The sequence below is a fragment of the Erwinia sp. 009765445 genome (assembly GCF_058137865.1).
This window is the reverse complement of sequence record NZ_JBYUWC010000002.1, coordinates 45,414-61,366: the sequence shown is the minus strand read 5'-3', so window position 1 is coordinate 61,366 and position 15,953 is coordinate 45,414. Positions and strand designations below refer to the sequence as shown.

Annotated in this window: 12 protein-coding genes and 1 pseudogene; 8 read left to right on the top strand and 5 right to left on the bottom strand. The window is 55.4% G+C overall.

Features of this window, described 5'->3' with window-relative positions:
• Window positions 1-300 precede the first annotated feature (300 nt).
• The 5 genes and pseudogenes from rstB (at window position 301) to AC3Y5R_RS02305 (ending at window position 4,793) form a co-directional block, all read left to right on the top strand.
• On the top strand, window positions 301-1,602 hold the full coding sequence (rstB, locus tag AC3Y5R_RS02325) for a two-component system sensor histidine kinase RstB (RefSeq protein ID WP_489919974.1): 1,302 nt from the start codon (window positions 301-303) through the stop codon (window positions 1,600-1,602).
• Window positions 1,603-1,629: 27 nt separating this feature from the next.
• Window positions 1,630-3,120, top strand: a complete 1,491-nt coding sequence (locus AC3Y5R_RS02320; protein WP_489919973.1) for a carboxypeptidase M32 — start codon at window positions 1,630-1,632, stop codon at window positions 3,118-3,120.
• A 209-nt stretch (window positions 3,121-3,329) separates the two neighbouring features.
• Window positions 3,330-3,695, top strand: a pseudogene (asr, locus tag AC3Y5R_RS02315) (acid resistance repetitive basic protein Asr); the annotation flags it as partial.
• A gap of 87 nt (window positions 3,696-3,782) precedes the next feature.
• Entirely contained in the window at window positions 3,783-3,866 is an 84-nt protein-coding gene (gene ydgU, locus AC3Y5R_RS02310; RefSeq protein WP_489920157.1) for a small membrane protein YdgU, read from the top strand.
• A 114-nt stretch (window positions 3,867-3,980) separates the two neighbouring features.
• Window positions 3,981-4,793, top strand: a complete 813-nt coding sequence (locus AC3Y5R_RS02305; protein WP_489919972.1) for a trypsin-like serine peptidase — start codon at window positions 3,981-3,983, stop codon at window positions 4,791-4,793.
• Window positions 4,794-4,821: 28 nt separating this feature from the next.
• Here the strand turns inward: AC3Y5R_RS02305 and AC3Y5R_RS02300 are convergent, their stop codons facing one another.
• A complete protein-coding gene (locus tag AC3Y5R_RS02300; protein WP_489919971.1) occupies window positions 4,822-5,439 on the bottom strand; it encodes a TetR/AcrR family transcriptional regulator in 618 nt (205 codons plus the stop codon).
• Window positions 5,440-5,492: 53 nt separating this feature from the next.
• On the opposite strand from AC3Y5R_RS02300, the gene AC3Y5R_RS02295 reads away from it, so the two are divergent.
• A complete protein-coding gene (locus AC3Y5R_RS02295; RefSeq protein ID WP_489919970.1) occupies window positions 5,493-6,884 on the top strand; it encodes an MFS transporter in 1,392 nt (463 codons plus the stop codon).
• A gap of 39 nt (window positions 6,885-6,923) precedes the next feature.
• Here the strand turns inward: AC3Y5R_RS02295 and hrpA are convergent, their stop codons facing one another.
• Window positions 6,924-10,823 (bottom strand): ATP-dependent RNA helicase HrpA, encoded by a 3,900-nt coding sequence (hrpA, locus tag AC3Y5R_RS02290; protein WP_489919969.1) that lies wholly within the window; start codon window positions 10,821-10,823, stop codon window positions 6,924-6,926.
• A gap of 232 nt (window positions 10,824-11,055) precedes the next feature.
• On the opposite strand from hrpA, the gene AC3Y5R_RS02285 reads away from it, so the two are divergent.
• The gene (locus AC3Y5R_RS02285; protein ID WP_489919968.1) at window positions 11,056-11,661 is read left to right on the top strand and encodes an FMN-dependent NADH-azoreductase; all 606 of its coding nucleotides are present in this window, start codon (window positions 11,056-11,058) and stop codon (window positions 11,659-11,661) included.
• Window positions 11,662-11,706: 45 nt separating this feature from the next.
• Here the strand turns inward: AC3Y5R_RS02285 and AC3Y5R_RS02280 are convergent, their stop codons facing one another.
• From AC3Y5R_RS02280 to AC3Y5R_RS02270, 3 genes are read right to left on the bottom strand one after another with little or no spacing between them, the layout of a single operon-like run.
• The gene (locus tag AC3Y5R_RS02280) at window positions 11,707-12,033 is read right to left on the bottom strand and encodes a YdbL family probable chaperone protein (protein WP_489919967.1); all 327 of its coding nucleotides are present in this window, start codon (window positions 12,031-12,033) and stop codon (window positions 11,707-11,709) included.
• Between the two features lie 9 nt (window positions 12,034-12,042).
• Entirely contained in the window at window positions 12,043-12,231 is a 189-nt protein-coding gene (locus AC3Y5R_RS02275) for a YnbE family lipoprotein (RefSeq protein WP_489919966.1), read from the bottom strand.
• Window positions 12,218-14,845 (bottom strand): YdbH family protein, encoded by a 2,628-nt coding sequence (locus tag AC3Y5R_RS02270; protein ID WP_489919965.1) that lies wholly within the window; start codon window positions 14,843-14,845, stop codon window positions 12,218-12,220. Before AC3Y5R_RS02270 ends, AC3Y5R_RS02275 begins: the two co-directional genes overlap by 14 nt.
• Before the next feature lie 115 nt (window positions 14,846-14,960).
• On the opposite strand from AC3Y5R_RS02270, the gene AC3Y5R_RS02265 reads away from it, so the two are divergent.
• Window positions 14,961-15,953 (top strand): 2-hydroxyacid dehydrogenase, encoded by a 993-nt coding sequence (locus AC3Y5R_RS02265; protein WP_489919964.1) that lies wholly within the window; start codon window positions 14,961-14,963, stop codon window positions 15,951-15,953.

Below are 15,953 nucleotides of genomic sequence, written 5' to 3'. Positions count from 1 at the left end.
AATATTCGTTAATATAATTATTTCCAAAAGAAAGTAATACATTCTCATGCAGATTCCTCAAGTGAAAAAAACCGGTCATTATTCAATACCGCGAGTTGAGTAAGACAGAAAAACAATTGATACGATAGCCGCTCAACTGGGGCACGAAAACACGGAAATGGTTTACACAGTGCGCTGCGCGTGGATAAATGCACTGGATGACGGTCAGATAAGCACACTGGCGGTTACATTACCGTTCCCGACATGCCCTTGCCAGCGGGGGGAAGCATTGGTAACTTATTGTTTTAATGGTGATGAATAATGAGAAAGCTCTTTATCCAATTCTATCTTCTGCTGTTTGTCTGCTTTCTGGTTATGGCCATGCTGGTCGGGCTGGTTTACAAATTTACCGCCGAACGTGCCGGGCGTCAGTCGATGGACGATCTGATGAAAAGCTCGTTGTATCTGATGCGCAGCGAGCTGCGTGAAATACCACCGCGCGACTGGAATAAAACCATTGATAATCTGGAGCTGAATCTGTCGTTCAAACTGCATATTGAACCGATGAGCAAATACCAGCTCGATCCGGTTACTTTGCGCCGCCTGCGCGCCGGAGAGATTGTGGCGCTGGATGATGAATACACTTTCCTGCAGCATATTCCCCGCAGCCATTATGTGCTGGCCGTTGGACCAATCCCCTATCTGTTTTTCCTGCATGAAATGCGCATTCTTGATATCGCGCTGCTGGCGTTTATTGGTATTTCACTGGCGTTGCCGGTGTTTATCTGGATGCGCCCGCACTGGAAGGACATGCTGCGGCTGGAATCAGCGGCTCAGCGATTGGGCCAGGGGCATCTGGATGAACGCATTCACTTTGACAGTGCTTCCAGCCTGCTGCGCCTTGGGGTGGCCTTTAATCAAATGGCTGACAATATCAACACGCTGGTCGCCAGTAAAAAGCAGCTGATCGACGGCATTGCCCATGAGTTGCGAACGCCGCTGGTACGCCTGCGATACCGGCTGGAAATGAGTGATAATTTAAGCGATACCGAAGCGGCTGCGCTGAACCGGGATATTGGCCAGCTGGAGGCGCTGATCGAAGAGCTGCTGACCTATGCCCGCCTGGACCGGCCCAAAGTCGATCTCAACCTGCAGTCTCTGGATCTGGCGGAGTGGCTGGGTGAGCGACTGGACGATATCCGCTCTGTTCATCCTGAATTTGAGATTGAGCTGAACACTCCGCAGCGGCAGAACGTCGGCGTAGCGGACACCCGCCTGATGGAGCGTGTACTCGATAACCTGGTGAATAATGCCCTGCGCTATGCGGGTCAGCACCTGCGCGTCGGCCTGTGGTTTGACGGTAACGTTGCCTGCCTGCAGGTTGAGGATGACGGTCCGGGCATCCCGCAGGCCGAACGTGAGCGGGTATTTGAGCCGTTCGTCCGCCTCGATCCCAGCCGTGACCGTGCTACCGGCGGCTGCGGTCTGGGTCTGGCTATCGTCCACTCCGTTGCCCAGGCATTTGGTGGCCACGTGGTCATTGACGCCAGCCCGCTTGGCGGTGCAAGCGTTCGCTTTTGCTGGCCGGTTGATTTACCCTTAACTCCTCCCCGCGCTGCCTGACAGCGCCCGAAAACGTCAAGGATACCCATGTCATCTGCCTACGCTAATCTGACGAAAACCTTCACCCGCCTGTCCCGGTTCAGCCATCTTTCCGCCATCACCGGCTGGGATATGATGACCATGATGCCGCCCGGTGGCAGCAGCGCCCGTGGGGCTGCACTGGCTGAACTGAGCGTGCTACAGCATGAAATTCTGACCGACAAAAAGGTCGGCCAGTGGCTGGAAGAGGCGGCACAGGATCCACTGAATGATGTTGAGCGTGCCAACCTGTCCGAAATGCAGCGTGCCTGGCAGCAGGCTTCCCTGCTTCCGGCCTCGCTGGTGGAAGCCAAATCGGTTGCCGGCTCCCGCTGTGAGCACGCCTGGCGTCAGCAGCGCCCGGCCAATGACTGGCAGGGATTCTCAGCAAACCTTAAAGAGGTGGTAAAGCTGAGCCGCCAGGAAGCGGAGATCCGCGCGCAGGCCAACGGCTGCACACGTTATGATGCGTTGCTGTCCGTTTTCGAACCGGGAATGACCAGCGCCAGGCTGGATCAAACATTTGGTGAAATCAAACAGTGGCTGCCTTCCCTGCTTCAGCGCATCGTTGATAAGCAGGCGCAGGAGACGGTTGATATCCCGGTCGGCCCGTTTGCGGTTGAATCCCAGGAACAGTTGGGACTGGCGATTATGAAGCTGCTGAATTTTGATTTTAACGCCGGGCGGCTGGACGTCAGTGCGCACCCGTTCTGTGGTGGCGTGCCGGAAGATGTCCGCATTACTACGCGATACAACGAGAACGAATTCATCAGCGCGATGATGGGAGTAATCCACGAAACCGGACATGCCCGTTACGAGCAAAATCTGCCCAAACAGTGGGCAGGCCAGCCGGTTGCCCATGCACGCTCCACGGCAATTCATGAATCCCAGAGCCTGTTTTTTGAGAAACAGCTGGGCCGCAGTGCAGAATTTCTTAACCTGCTGCTGCCACATGTAAAGCTGCTGCTGGGCGATCAAACGGCGCTGGAGCAAACCAACTTTATCGCTCTGAATCAGCGTGTGAAGCCCGGCCTGATCCGTGTGGATGCTGATGAGGTCAGCTATCCGGCACATATTATTCTGCGCTATGAAATCGAAAAAGCGCTGATTGGCGGAGAAATTGAGGTCGATGATATTCCGGCGCTGTGGCAGGAACAGATGCAATCCCTGCTGGGTATTGATACCACCGGCAATTATCGCGATGGTTGTATGCAGGATATTCACTGGACTGATGGCGCATTTGGTTATTTCCCAACGTATACACTGGGCGCAATGTACGCGGCTCAGCTGTTTCAGGGAGTGAAAAAAGCGTTACCTCAGGTCAACGAGCTGCTGCGTGAAGGCAATCTGCAGCCGGTATTTGACTGGCTGGAACAGAATATCTGGCAGCACGGCAGCCGCTTCAGCACCCGCCAGCTGATTGAAAATGCTACCGGTGAAGATCTTAACCCGCTGTATTTTAAACAGCATCTTGAAAACCGCTACCTCAACAACCGATAGCAGGCTGATGGATTGCGGTCACTGCCATAAACCTTTATGCTGGGGCCGCAATGCTGTATATCCTCAGTTTTTTGCTCCCCTCTCTGCTTTGTACAATCGGTTACACGCCGATACCAATCACTCACGGAAACCTTCATCGCTATCTCATATATTTGTTTCACCGGCCCCGCAGTGGGCTGACACGTGAAATAAACTTTGAGGGTTTTGCAATGAAAAAATTATTTGCTCTGGTTGTAGCCGCTGCTATGGGTCTGTCTTCAGTTGCTTTCGCAGCTGAAACCACCGCTGCTCCAGCTGCTCCTGCTGCTACCACGACTTCAGCTGTACCTGCGAAAGCTCAGGCTGCTAAAAAAGTACACCATAAGAAAGTGGCAAAGAAAGCCGCTGCCCAGAAAGCTCAGGCTGCCAAAAAGCACCACAAGAAAGTAGCTAAAAAACCAGCAGCTCAGAAAGCTCAGGCTGCTAAAAAAGTTCATCACAAAAAAGTAGCTAAAAAACCAGTAGCTCAGAAAGCTCAGGCTGCTAAAAAAGTTCATCACAAAAAAGTGGCTAAAAAATCCGCTGCCCCTAAAGCATAACTGATGAAGCGGGAGCCTTGCTCCCTCTTAAGACTGATAACTTAAACACCCGGTTCGTCCGGGTGTTTCTTTCTGGAGTATCGGATGATGGTGCGCCGCTATTTATTCGAAATTATCCTGGGTTTAATGATCCTCTGCGGCGTTGTCGCTGTCAGCTTCTATCTTTGATACCCTGCTTTCTGATATTCCAATATTCAACTCCCTTTTTTCTCACTATCCGACTATAGTTATCGTCACTGGTGGTTCCGACACTTTCCAATAATTCTCCACTCAGAGAGAGATATGCGCCTGACTGCTGTTTTTTTAATCGGATGTTTAGCCTTTTCGTTTTATGCCCATGCTGACGATGATGATGAAGGCCCAGGCCCGGCTGAAGTCAAAACGCTGTTCTTCGGGAAAGATGACCGCAAGGCGATCACCGAAACGGCGACACAACCCTGGGAAGCCATTGGCCAGCTGGAAACCGCCAGCGGTAACCTCTGCACCGCCACCCTGATTTCTGCTCATCTGGCGTTAACTGCCGGACACTGTCTGTTCGCCCCTCCGGGTAAACTCGACAAGGCCATCGCGTTGCGTTTTATCTCCAACGGCAAAGGCGGCTGGCGCTATGAAATCCACGACATTATTAGCCGCGTCGATCCGGAACTGGGTAAAAAACTCAAGGCCGATGGCGAAGGCTGGATCGTCCCTTCTTCAGCCGCTCCTTATGATTACGGCCTGATCATTTTAAGGAATCCGCCTTCGGGCATTACGCCTTTGCCGTTATTTGATGGCAGCCGCAGCGATCTTGCAGCCGCGCTGAAAACTGCCTCGCGACGTGTGACCCAGGCTGGTTATCCTCTGGATCATCTGGACACGCTCTATTCTCACAGCGATTGCCTGGTCACCGGCTGGCCGCAGAAAGGCGTCCTCTCGCACCAGTGCGATACCCTGCCCGGCGACAGCGGTTCTCCGCTGTTAATGAAGGTGGACAATGCATGGCAGCTGATTGCGGTGCAAAGCTCAGCACCGGCTGCGAAAGACCGTTATCTGGCCGATAACCGGGCGATAGCCGTTACGGCCTTCCGCGATAATCTGGAAGCGCTGGCGCAGTAAGAAGACTCAGGGACGAGTGACTCCATTCTTAAACGTGCTGACAAGAGGCATCCCAGACCGTCATGATTTGCGCGATGCCTGCGTTCATCGCCGCCAGGGGTACACCATCGCGCGCAAGAGTCGACAATCCAAGCAGGAAAGAGTCAAAAACTGTGGTCAGGGCACGCACATCAACGCCTGCACGTAACTCTCCGCTCTCAGCTCCCCGCTGTACACAGGCCTTAATGCCCGCACGGGTCCGCTCGCGTGAACGAGTGAGTGGTTCTGTTACCGACTTGTTCACTTCAGAAGGCGCACTCAGGATCCCAAGTGCCACCATGCACCCTTTAGGATGCCCCCGCTCACACTGCATTTTGGCGGAATGGCGCAGCGCGGTTTCTATCGCGTCGCGTGGTGTCAATGCCGAATCCCATAAGGGATCGGTGACTCTGGCATAGGTATGCAAATAACGTTGCACACACTCCCCGAACAGCGCTTCTTTCGAAGCAAAAGCCGCGTAAAAACTGGGGGCAGTGATGCCGTTACCGATACCCGCTTTCAACTGGCTGAGCGAAGTGGATTCATAGCCGTTCTGCCAGAAGATATGCAGCGCCTGTTCGATTGCACGATCGCGGTCGAAGGTGCGCGGACGTCCCATTGTGGCCATGGTGATCTCCGGAAACTGACCTGTTCAATTGACTCGTATACTAATCGATACAGATGTGTTTGACAATCCAACCCCTCTCGATTAACGTACCGATTGGTATATATATTTCAGCAAGCGATCCCGTTTGGCTTTCGTCTACCTCGTCCGTCATGAGGTTTTTTCACTCAAATACATACCAATCGATACAAAACAAGCATTCAGTTCAGATGGGGATTTTTATGACACTGAGGAAAACGATAACAACCCGACACGCCTCAAAGGCCAGTAAAGAGGAGAACCGGCTACCAATGGCTGCCCTCCTTGCGCTGGCGATGACCGGATTTATTTGCATCATCACCGAAACACTGCCTGCCGGGCTACTGCCGCAGATGGCTCTGGGGCTGAATGTTTCCAGTTCTCTGGCCGGGCAGACGGTAACCGCCTACGCTCTGGGTTCTCTGCTGGCGGCCATTCCGCTGACCATTGCAACTCAGGGCTGGCGTCGGCGCACGGTATTGCTGATGACCATCGCCGGATTCCTGATCTTCAATTCAGTGACCGCATGGTCTTCCAGCTACTGGTTGACGCTGACGGCGAGATTTTTCGCTGGTGTGGCCGCCGGGCTGGCCTGGAGCCTGCTGGCTGGTTACGCACGCCGTATGGTTCCCCCCGCACAGCAGGGCAAAGCTCTGGCCGTGGCGATGGTTGGCACACCAATCGCCTTATCTTTAGGTGTGCCGCTGGGAACCTGGCTGGGCGGTGTCGCTGGCTGGCGTAGTGCCTTCAGCGTGATGTCGGCTCTGACGCTTATCCTGATTGTCTGGGTGCTGGCGAAAGTGCCGGATTATCCCGGACAGGCCAGTCAGGACCGGCTGCCGTTACGTAAGGTCTTTACCACTCCCGGCGTGAAGCCCGTGCTCGCGGTGGTGATTGCCTGGATGCTCGCACACAACATTCTTTATACCTATATTGCACCGTTTATCCGGCAGGCAGGGCTACTGCACCAGGTGGACTGGGTGCTGCTGACGTTTGGAGTGGCGGCACTGGTGGCCATTTTTATCGTCGGGCGTCTTGTCGATCATTATCTTCGCCCCGCCGTGCTGGTCAGCCTGGCGACTTTTGCTCTGATCTCTTTGCTGTTTATCTGGTTATCCGGCTCTGCTCTGTTCATCTGTATTGGCGTTGCGGAATGGGGACTGACCTTTGGTGGCGCAGCCACTCTGCTGCAAACCGCGCTGGCCGATACGGCAGGAGACGGTGCAGATGTGGCGCTGTCGATGAACGTGGTGGCGTGGAACAGCGCGATTGCTGGCGGTGGTCTGGCAGGAGGAGCGCTGCTCAACTGGTGGGGAACGTCTGCCTTTCCTCCGGTGATGCTCCTGCTGTTGCTGGCGGGTTTTGTTATTGCGTGGTCGGCCCGCACTCACGGCTTCAGGCCCGGCAGCCGCCGGACAGAATCAGGCTGAGTGGTGATGGGCCTGCGCTTCCTGCGCAGGCCATCTCTGTCAGATCACGATCTCATCCATTGCCTGCTGAATACGCTTCTCGGAAACCGGATAAGGCGTGCCCAGCTGCTGGGCGAATAAGCTGACCCGCAGTTCCTCAATCATCCAGCGAACATCCTGCACGTCTTCATCATCCTTGCGCACAGCAGGCAGTTTGTTAAACCAGCTGCTCCACGCCTGCTGAATCTTTTCCACCTTCAGCATTCTGGCGCGGTCGCTGTTTGGGTCCACCGGCAGCTTTTCCAGACGGCGCTCAATCGCATTAAGGTAACGCAGCGTATCTGACAGACGTTTCCAGCCGTTCTGCGTGACGAACCCGCGATAGACCAGTCCGCCCATCTGCGCTTTAACGTCAGACAGCGCAAGGGCCATTGCCATATCCACCCGACCTTTCAGGCGCTTATTGATGTTAAACACTGAAGTGAGGATCTGCTCCACTTTTTTGGCGATATCCACCACCGTATCATTCAGCCCGGCGCGCACCTTATCGTGCAGCTTAGTGAACTCCTCTTCCTGCCAGGTTGGGCCGCCATGTTCCGCGATCAGCTTGTCAACGCCGCATGCAATGCAGTCATCAATCAAATCCAGCACTTTGCCATAGGGGTTAAAGTACAGCCCCAGCTTGGCCTTGTTCGGCAGTTTCTCGTGCAGATATTTAATCGGCGACGGAATGTTCAGTAACAGCAGCCTGCGCTGCCCACGCCACATCGCTTTCTGCTGTTCATGCTGAGAATCGAACAGGCGGATCGCCACGCTGTCTTTTTCATCCACCAGTGCGGGCCAAGCTTTGACGCTGTAGTTGCCGCGCTTCTGCTCGAAATGATCGGGCAGGTTGCCAAAGCTCCAGATGTGCAGGCCGCTCTGTTCCAGCCCGTCATCCGCGACTTTCGACAGCGTTTCCTGAATCTGACCTTTCAGTTCCACCTTCAGCACTGAGAGGTCACGGCCTTCACTCAGTTTGCGGTTGTTCTCATCCACCACGCGGAAAGTCATTTTAAGGTGATCGGGCACCTGATCCCATTGCCAGGCTTCGCGTTCAATGGTTACCCCGCTCATCCGACGGAATTCGCGCTCCAGCGCTTCCAGCAGCGGCAGTTCCAGTGGCGCAACGCGGCCAAGGAAAGCTTCGGCATAGTTCGGTGCCGGAACAAAGTTTCGACGTAGCGGTTTGGGCAATGACTTGATCAGCGCAATCACCAGGTTGCGACGCAGGCCGGGGATCTGCCATTCAAACCCGTTCTCTTCCACCTGATTAAGCAACGGCAGCGGAATGTGCACCGTCACGCCATCGGCATCAGTGCCCGGCTCGAACTGATAACTCAGGCGCAGCTTGAGGTTGCCCTGCAGCCAGAAGTTCGGGTAATCAAGCTTGCTGACATTGTCCGCGCCTTCTTTGATCAGCATCTCTTTGGCGAAATTCAGCTGCTCCGGCTCTTCGCGGCTGCCTTTCTTCCACCAGCTGTCAAAATGACGCGCGGACACCACCTCATGCGGAATGCGCTGGTCGTAGAAGTTGAACAGCGTCTCTTCATCCACCAGGATGTCGCGGCGGCGGGATTTATGCTCCAGCTCCTCGACCTCTTCACGTAGCCTGAGGTTAGCCCGGAAGAAGGCATGGCGGGTCTGCCAGTCTCCCTCCACCAGCGCATGGCGGATAAACAGCTCACGCGACAGTGCCGGATCGATCTGGCTGTAATTTACCTTACGCGCGGCAACGATCGGCAGCCCGTACAGCGTGACTTTCTCGCTGGCCATGACTGCGCCCTGGGCTTTTTCCCAGTGTGGTTCACTGTAGCTGCGCTTGATCAGATGCTGCGCAACAGGCTCGATCCATTCCGGATCGATGCGGGCGGCAATGCGTCCCCACAGGCGACTGGTTTCCACCAGTTCGGCAACCATCGTCCATTTCGGCGGTTTTTTGAATAAACCCGATCCAGGGAAAATCGAGAAGCGGGCATTCCGTGCGCCGGTGAACTCCTGTTTTTCAGCATCCTTCTGTCCGATGTGCGACAGCAGACCGGTTAACAGCGCCGTATGCACGCCACGGAACTCAGCCGGTTCGCTGTTCAGCGGGATCCCCAGCTCACGCACAACCTGGCGCAGCTGGGTGTAAATATCCTGCCATTCGCGCACGCGCAGATAGTTCAGGTAATCGGTCTTGCACAGGCGGCGGAACTGGCTGGAAGAGAGCGCTTTTTGCTGCTCCTGCAGATAGTCCCACAGATTCACAAACGAAAGGAAATCAGACTCTTTGTCAGCAAACCTGCGGTGTTTTTCGTCAGATGCCTGCTGTTTTTCCACCGGGCGCTCACGCGGATCCTGAATGGAAAGCGCGGAAGTAATGATCATCACCTCGCGCGTACAGCTATACTTCTGCGCTTCCAGCACCATTTTTGCCAACCGCGGATCGACCGGCAATTGAGCAAGCGAACGCCCTGAGGGCGTCAGTTTATAGTGCTGATCGTCGCTCTGGGTAATCGCCCCCAGTTCTTCCAGCAGCCTGACGCCATCCTGAATATTACGTTTGTCCGGTGCCTCAACAAAAGGAAACGCACTAATATCGCCCAGGCCCAGCGCCGTCATCTGCAGGATGACCGACGCCAGGTTGGTGCGCAGAATTTCCGGGTCGGTAAACTCCGGGCGGCTGAGGAAATCGTCTTCGGAATAGAGACGAATACAAATCCCTTCAGAAACCCTGCCGCAGCGACCTTTGCGCTGGTTGGCCGAAGCCTGAGAAACTGGCTCAATCGGCAGGCGCTGCACCTTGGTGCGGAAGCTGTAGCGGCTGATACGTGCCGTCCCCGGATCGATGACATATTTAATGCCCGGCACGGTCAGTGACGTTTCCGCCACGTTGGTCGCCAGCACAATGCGACGCCCCGTGTGCGACTGAAATACGCGATTCTGCTCGGCATTCGATAATCTGGCATACAGCGGCAGGATCTCGGTGTGCGGCATAGCGCGACGATTCAGTGCGTCGGCGGTATCACGGATTTCGCGCTCACCGCTCATAAAGATCAGAATGTCGCCGCGGCTTTCGTTACCCAGCTCATCCACAGCGTCAAAAATAGCCTGCAGCTGGTCGCGATCGGTATCGTCGGCCTCTTCCACAATGGGACGATAGCGAACTTCAACCGGATAAGTTCTGCCAGAAACCTCAATCACTGGGGCGTGGTGGAAGTGCTTTGAGAAGCGCTGCGGATCGATGGTCGCAGAGGTAATGATGACCTTTAAATCCGGACGACGCGGCAGCAGCTCGCGCAGGTAACCCAGCAGGAAGTCGATGTTCAGGCTGCGCTCGTGCGCCTCATCGATAATGATGGTGTCGTACTGCATCAGCAGGCGATCCTGCTGGATTTCGGCCAGCAGAATACCGTCGGTCATCAGTTTAACCTGAGTGGTTTCACCGACCTGATCGTTAAAGCGTACCTTATAGCCAATGCAGCCACCAAGCGTGGTTTCCAGCTCGTCGGCGATACGGTCGGCAACAGTACGGGCAGCCAGACGACGTGGCTGCGTGTGGCCAATCAACCCGGTAATCCCCCTGCCCAGCTCAAGACAGATTTTCGGCAGCTGAGTGGTTTTACCGGAGCCGGTTTCGCCCGCCACAATCACCACCTGATGGTCGCGGATGGCATCAGCAATTTCCTGCTTCTTCTGGCTGACCGGCAGATTTTCCGGATAGCGGATGGCTGGCGTGGCCGCGCGGCGCTGGCTGACCCGCAGCTCAGCGACGGCGATCTCTACGCTCAGCTCTTCTGCTATCGCCTGCTGTGCCTCAGGGTTCTTCACTTTTTTTGCACCGTGCAGGCGTTTGAGCAGACGCTGGCGGTCGCGCAGCATCAGCGAGTCAAGGCGCGGTGAGAGTGCCGCCAGTGGCGAATGGGGTGTATCAGACATAAAGTTTAAAGCTCGCTAGTCGCCAGAAGACTGGCTGATTCTGATGATTCGGTTGTCAAAATTTTGCGTAGTGTAGCACAGACAATCACTTAGCCAGGACCCCAGGCAGGTAAGCTTGTTCAGTAAATTCGAACATAGGCCTCAGAATATTGAACTATCACTCGCTGAGGTTTCCTCATAGAGTGTAAATCATTGAGCGGAAGGCCTTCCGCATAACACACAGGAAATTATCATGAGCAAAGTTTTAGTTCTGAAATCCAGTATTCTTGCCGGTTACTCTCAGTCCAACCAGCTGGCCGATCATTTTGTTGAAGAGTGGAAAGCTTCTCACGGCTGCGATGAAATCACCGTACGTGACCTGGCTGCGAACCCAATCCCGGTACTGGACGGCGAACTGGTTGGTGCTCTGCGTCCTTCCGATGCCACCCTGACTCCCCGTCAGCAGGAAGCACTGGACCTGTCCAACGAGCTGATTGCTGAGCTGCAGGCTCACGACACCATCGTTATTACCGCGCCAATGTACAATTTTAACATCCCAACCCAGCTGAAAAATTATTTCGACCTGGTTGCCCGTGCAGGCGTGACTTTCCGCTACAGCGAAAACGGTCCGGAAGGCCTGGTTACCGGTAAGAAAGTGGTGGTTATTTCCAGCCGTGGTGGCATCCATAAAGATACCCCAAGCGATTTGCTGACCCCATATCTGAAGCTGTTCCTGGGCTTCCTGGGCATGTCAGACGTGAAATTTGTCTTCGCTGAAGGCATCGCGTACGGACCAGAAGTGGCCACCAAAGCCGCTAACGACGCGAAAGACGTGCTGAAGCAGATCGTTGCTGCTTGAGTGACGTTGAGGTTTGAGAGAAGGCAGCCATCTGGTTGCCTTTTTTTATGGCGTTTTCTGCAGCCATTGCCCGTTAATTCCGCGGACATATTCGCCGGGAGCAGCGCGTTCAACCAGTTTCTGGCCTGCAATGCGGGCGACTTCAGCGCTGATGAGGTTATTTTTCTGTGCCAGCGTGTCGTACTGCTGCCTGCGGCCCTGGTTAATGCGTTCCACCAGCGCCAGCGTGTCACCGTCCTGCTTAAGAGGCGCAATGTAGCCGGACAGCGTTTCCCCCACCCGTCCCTGCTTTCTGGCTTCATCCAGCGTCAGCGCCATCACCGCCGGGGAGATCAGTAACAACACCAGCAGCAAACTTTTCAGCTGTTTCATTTTTTCTCCTCAGAACAGACCGCTCTGGTTTTTCAGCAGTGCCTCAACGTCTTTGTCGACCTTGATATGGATCTCGTGCTCAATTTTCACGTTCATATTGATGGTGATCGGTTCCTTCGGAGCAGCCACCTCAATGCGGGGGACACAGCCGTTGAGCAGCAGTATTCCGGCAGGCATCAGCAGGCTAATGCGTTTCATTTGTGTTTTCCTTCTGCGTCGGCAGGGTGGCATTCTGTTCCACCCAGGATTGCAAGTTATCGCCAAAGCGCAGGCTGCGCCAGAGCTGGAACAGGTTTTCCTGCTGCGAGTAGTTCAGTGACACTCGCTGGTTCTTATCACTAAAGCGGCTGGTACCGTTAACCTGCGCCTTCAGCGTCATCTGACCAAGATTATCGATATCCAGCGTGGCCCAGCTGCGTGAAATTTCCATATAACGCAGCCAGTCCATTGCCGCACCGGCAGCGATGTTATTGGCCGAAAGCGCGTCGGCAAAGTCTTTATCCAGCCGCACGGTCAGCGGCCCGCTGTTGGCAACCCAGCCGTCCTTCACCAGCCAGCGCGAGTCATTGAGCCACAGCGGCAGTGCGGCATTGATATGGCCGGACATGGCAATCTGCTTCGGGCGGATGGCGGTGACCAGCTCGCTCATGCTGATGTTTTTCAGCCGCAGTGTGGCGGCTTCGGTCTGGGGCATTTGCAGGCTTTCCAGGCTCATTTTACCGCCCAGCACGTCCACACCGACATGGGTCAGGCGCAGCGGCTGACGGGCGCTCCATGGATACCAACCCTGCAGATCGGCGGTAATATTTTGCAGGGCAAACTGATTAGTAATCTCTTTGATTCGCAGCGAAACCGGCCCTCTGGCACCGAAGTACCACTGGTGAGCTTTCAGCCTGAACGGCAGCGAGAAGTCGATGCCGTTGAACTGATTATCCGTCATCCATACGCTGCCATCTCTCACCGCCCAGTGGCCTCCCGCTTCAAAGCCCTGATCGCTGGCAGCAGAGAACGCCACCTGGGCTTTAAGGGTACCGCCCTGAATTTTCATTTTGAGATCGTCACTGAGCAACGGCTGAAATACACTCAGCGGCTGCTGCGGCCACCCTGCCTGTCCGCGCAGACGCTCACCATCCCAGCGCCCCTGCACACGTACCGGTCCAATGGGCCTGGCTTCCAGCGTGCCGTTATACAGGAAACTGGCCGGATCGTGCCCCTTCAGCGCCAGCGTCAGCGTGGCTGGTGGCAAATAACCTCCGCTGCTGAAGGAAGTTTGCTGCGCATCAAGCCGGAGTTTGCCCGAGAATGAGAGATTTTCCGGATCGCGCTGCCAGCGTATGGGTTCATCCAGCTTCAGCCTGGGGGCATGAACATTGACGCTGCCGTAATCAATCTGGTTAAAGCCGGTCGACAGTGATGCCAGCTCAATCAGCCGATCCTCCCAGCGCCCGCGCCCGCTGACATCCCACTTTGCGGACAGGGGTGCCATCAGGCCATCCCCCCAGTATCGCCACTGCCACTGCCCTTTGTCCGGCCAGAAATCGGTTGCCCGGCCATCAAGATGCAGCCTGAAGCGGCCCATGGTCGGATCGTGCGCAGTCAGGATCGCCTGCAGCCGTCCGTCGATGCCCGCAGAAGAGACGGTCAGACCGGAAAGTGGCCAGCGGGCTTCATCCACTTCCAGCGTGGAAAGCAGACGCCCGCGCATTCTCAGCAGCGAACCCGGTTTAAGAGACAGTTTCGGATCGAGCAATGGCCCCTGCACCTCGCCAGGAATACCGGCAAAGAACAGCAGCTGCGCCATTTTCGCGTCGCCGGTAACCCGGAACGGCAGCTGACTGTTGATCCAGTCCAGCCTGCCTGGTCCCAGCGTCAGCACCACGTTACCCTTACCGCCGCGCCCCTGAGTCAGCACATTCAGCCGTCCGCTGATGTCGGTGGCGGCAAGGCCCTGCTGCCAGTGATCCAGCGTCAGGTTAACGCCACCGGATAAGGGTTGTGCGGCATAGGGCCAGCGCCACTGCCCCTGCTGAATGCTGATGCGGTCGGCTGAAACCTGCCACGACAGGGAAACCAGCGGCGTCGCTTCATTCTGCTGCATCACCACCAGTTCGCCCTTATCCTGCTGCCAGTTGAGTTTTGCGCTCAGAGGAGCAGGAATGCCCTCCATTGCCAGGTCTGCGATCAGCATACCGGCGGCTGGCAATGAATCCGGGATTTTCGGCAAAGAAAGGGTTCCGGCTATTTTGACTGGCTGCGGCACGCCGGGCGCTTGCAGGACCAGAGACCGGATAGCCAGTTCCTGCCCCTGTAACTCAGCCTGCAGGGAAACATTTTTGCCCTGATAGCTGATTTTTTGCTGCTGCCCGTCCAGGTTCAGCTGCAGCGAACCGGCCCAGGTTTGCCAGGGGGTGAGGGTCAGTTGTCCCAACGTAACATCTGCTGCAGGTAGCATCGCCTGCCACTCGGCCAGTGATTTGGGCGCTGTGGGTTGATCGGTTTGGGGAAGTTTGCTCGCGCATCCGCTGTCCACATCCACCTTGCCAGCGTTAAGGTGCCAGCGGCCTCCAGCCCGCTTCAGAGACAAGTCGCTGACGGTGGCCAGTTCACACTCCCCCACGCGATAATGAACGCCGGACAGAGCGATCCCCCCATTGCTCCAGCGCGGGTTGCCATCCAGACGGATTGAGGTCTCCGCAGGCAGCCATATCCCCGCCAGCCGTGGCAGCCAGTGGGTGACAGTAAGCAGCAGTGCCGCCATCAACAACAGCAATGCCGCTACCGCCGCAGTAAACAGCTTCCAGCCCCGGGTCATAACAGTAAAAATTCCGTTCTTTCCGTGAATATCATAGGGCTGAATGATGGCACGTTATATCCCGTGTTACTATTAACTCAGGCAATTTTAACCTCACGGTCACAGGAGAGGGATAATGAAGCTCACGGTTTACAGCACCAAACAGTACGACCGGAAATCAATCGAGCAGGTCAACGCAGCCTACGGTTACGAACTGGAGTTTTTTGACTTTCTGCTGACGGAGAAAACGGCCAAAACGGCCACTGGCTGCGAAGGCGTCTGCCTGTTCGTTAATGATGATGGCAGCCGCGCAGTGCTGGAAGAGCTGGCGGAGCTGGGGGTTAAATTTGTGGCGCTGCGCTGTGCCGGGTTTAATAACGTCGATTTGGAAGCAGCTAAAGAGTTCGGGATCAAAGTTGTTCGCGTTCCCGCCTACTCTCCGGAAGCGGTCGCCGAGCATGCTGTTGGCATGATGATGACGCTGAATCGCCGCATCCACCGCGCTTATCAGCGCACCCGGGATGCCAACTTCTCTCTGGAAGGTCTGATTGGCTTTAATATGCATGGTCGCACTGCCGGAGTGATCGGCACCGGCAAAATAGGCATCGCCGCTCTGCGCATACTTAAAGGCTTCGGCATGCGTCTGCTGGCCTTTGATCCCTATCCAAACCCACTGGCACTGGAGCTGGGCGCAGAGTATGTCGATCTGAATACGCTGTTCAAAGAGTCAGACGTGATTTCTCTGCACTGTCCTCTGACAGCGGAAAATAATCATTTGCTGAATATGTCAGCATTTGAGCAGATGAAAGATGGCGTGATGATTATCAATACCAGTCGGGGTGGCCTGATTGATTCGCAGGCGGCTATTGATGCGCTAAAAATGCAGAAAATCGGATCGCTGGGCATGGATGTATATGAGAATGAGCGCGATCTGTTCTTTGAGGATAAGTCGAACGATGTTATCCAGGATGACGTGTTCCGCCGCCTTTCCTCATGCCACAACGTACTGTTTACCGGTCACCAGGCTTTTCTTACGGCTGAAGCACTGACCAGCATTGCTGAAACCACGCTGGAAAACCTGCGCCTGCTGGAAAACGGCCAGTCCTGCGCGAATCAGCTGACGGTTTGA

Excerpts from the sequence above, each read along its gene's own strand:
- AC3Y5R_RS02285 (WP_489919968.1), top strand. The coding sequence starts at position 11,056 with ATGAGCAAAGTTTTAGTTCTGAAATCCAGTATTCTTGCCGGTTACTCT.
- ydgU (WP_489920157.1), top strand. The coding sequence starts at position 3,783 with ATGATGGTGCGCCGCTATTTATTCGAAATTATCCTGGGTTTAATGATC.
- AC3Y5R_RS02265 (WP_489919964.1), top strand. The coding sequence starts at position 14,961 with ATGAAGCTCACGGTTTACAGCACCAAACAGTACGACCGGAAATCAATC.
- AC3Y5R_RS02300 (WP_489919971.1), bottom strand. The coding sequence starts at position 5,439 with ATGGCCACAATGGGACGTCCGCGCACCTTCGACCGCGATCGTGCAATC.
- rstB (WP_489919974.1), top strand. The coding sequence starts at position 301 with ATGAGAAAGCTCTTTATCCAATTCTATCTTCTGCTGTTTGTCTGCTTT.
- AC3Y5R_RS02270 (WP_489919965.1), bottom strand. The coding sequence starts at position 14,845 with ATGACCCGGGGCTGGAAGCTGTTTACTGCGGCGGTAGCGGCATTGCTG.
- AC3Y5R_RS02275 (WP_489919966.1), bottom strand. The coding sequence starts at position 12,231 with ATGAAACGCATTAGCCTGCTGATGCCTGCCGGAATACTGCTGCTCAAC.
- AC3Y5R_RS02320 (WP_489919973.1), top strand. The coding sequence starts at position 1,630 with ATGTCATCTGCCTACGCTAATCTGACGAAAACCTTCACCCGCCTGTCC.
- AC3Y5R_RS02305 (WP_489919972.1), top strand. The coding sequence starts at position 3,981 with ATGCGCCTGACTGCTGTTTTTTTAATCGGATGTTTAGCCTTTTCGTTT.
- hrpA (WP_489919969.1), bottom strand. The coding sequence starts at position 10,823 with ATGTCTGATACACCCCATTCGCCACTGGCGGCACTCTCACCGCGCCTT.
- AC3Y5R_RS02295 (WP_489919970.1), top strand. The coding sequence starts at position 5,493 with ATGTGTTTGACAATCCAACCCCTCTCGATTAACGTACCGATTGGTATA.
- AC3Y5R_RS02280 (WP_489919967.1), bottom strand. The coding sequence starts at position 12,033 with ATGAAACAGCTGAAAAGTTTGCTGCTGGTGTTGTTACTGATCTCCCCG.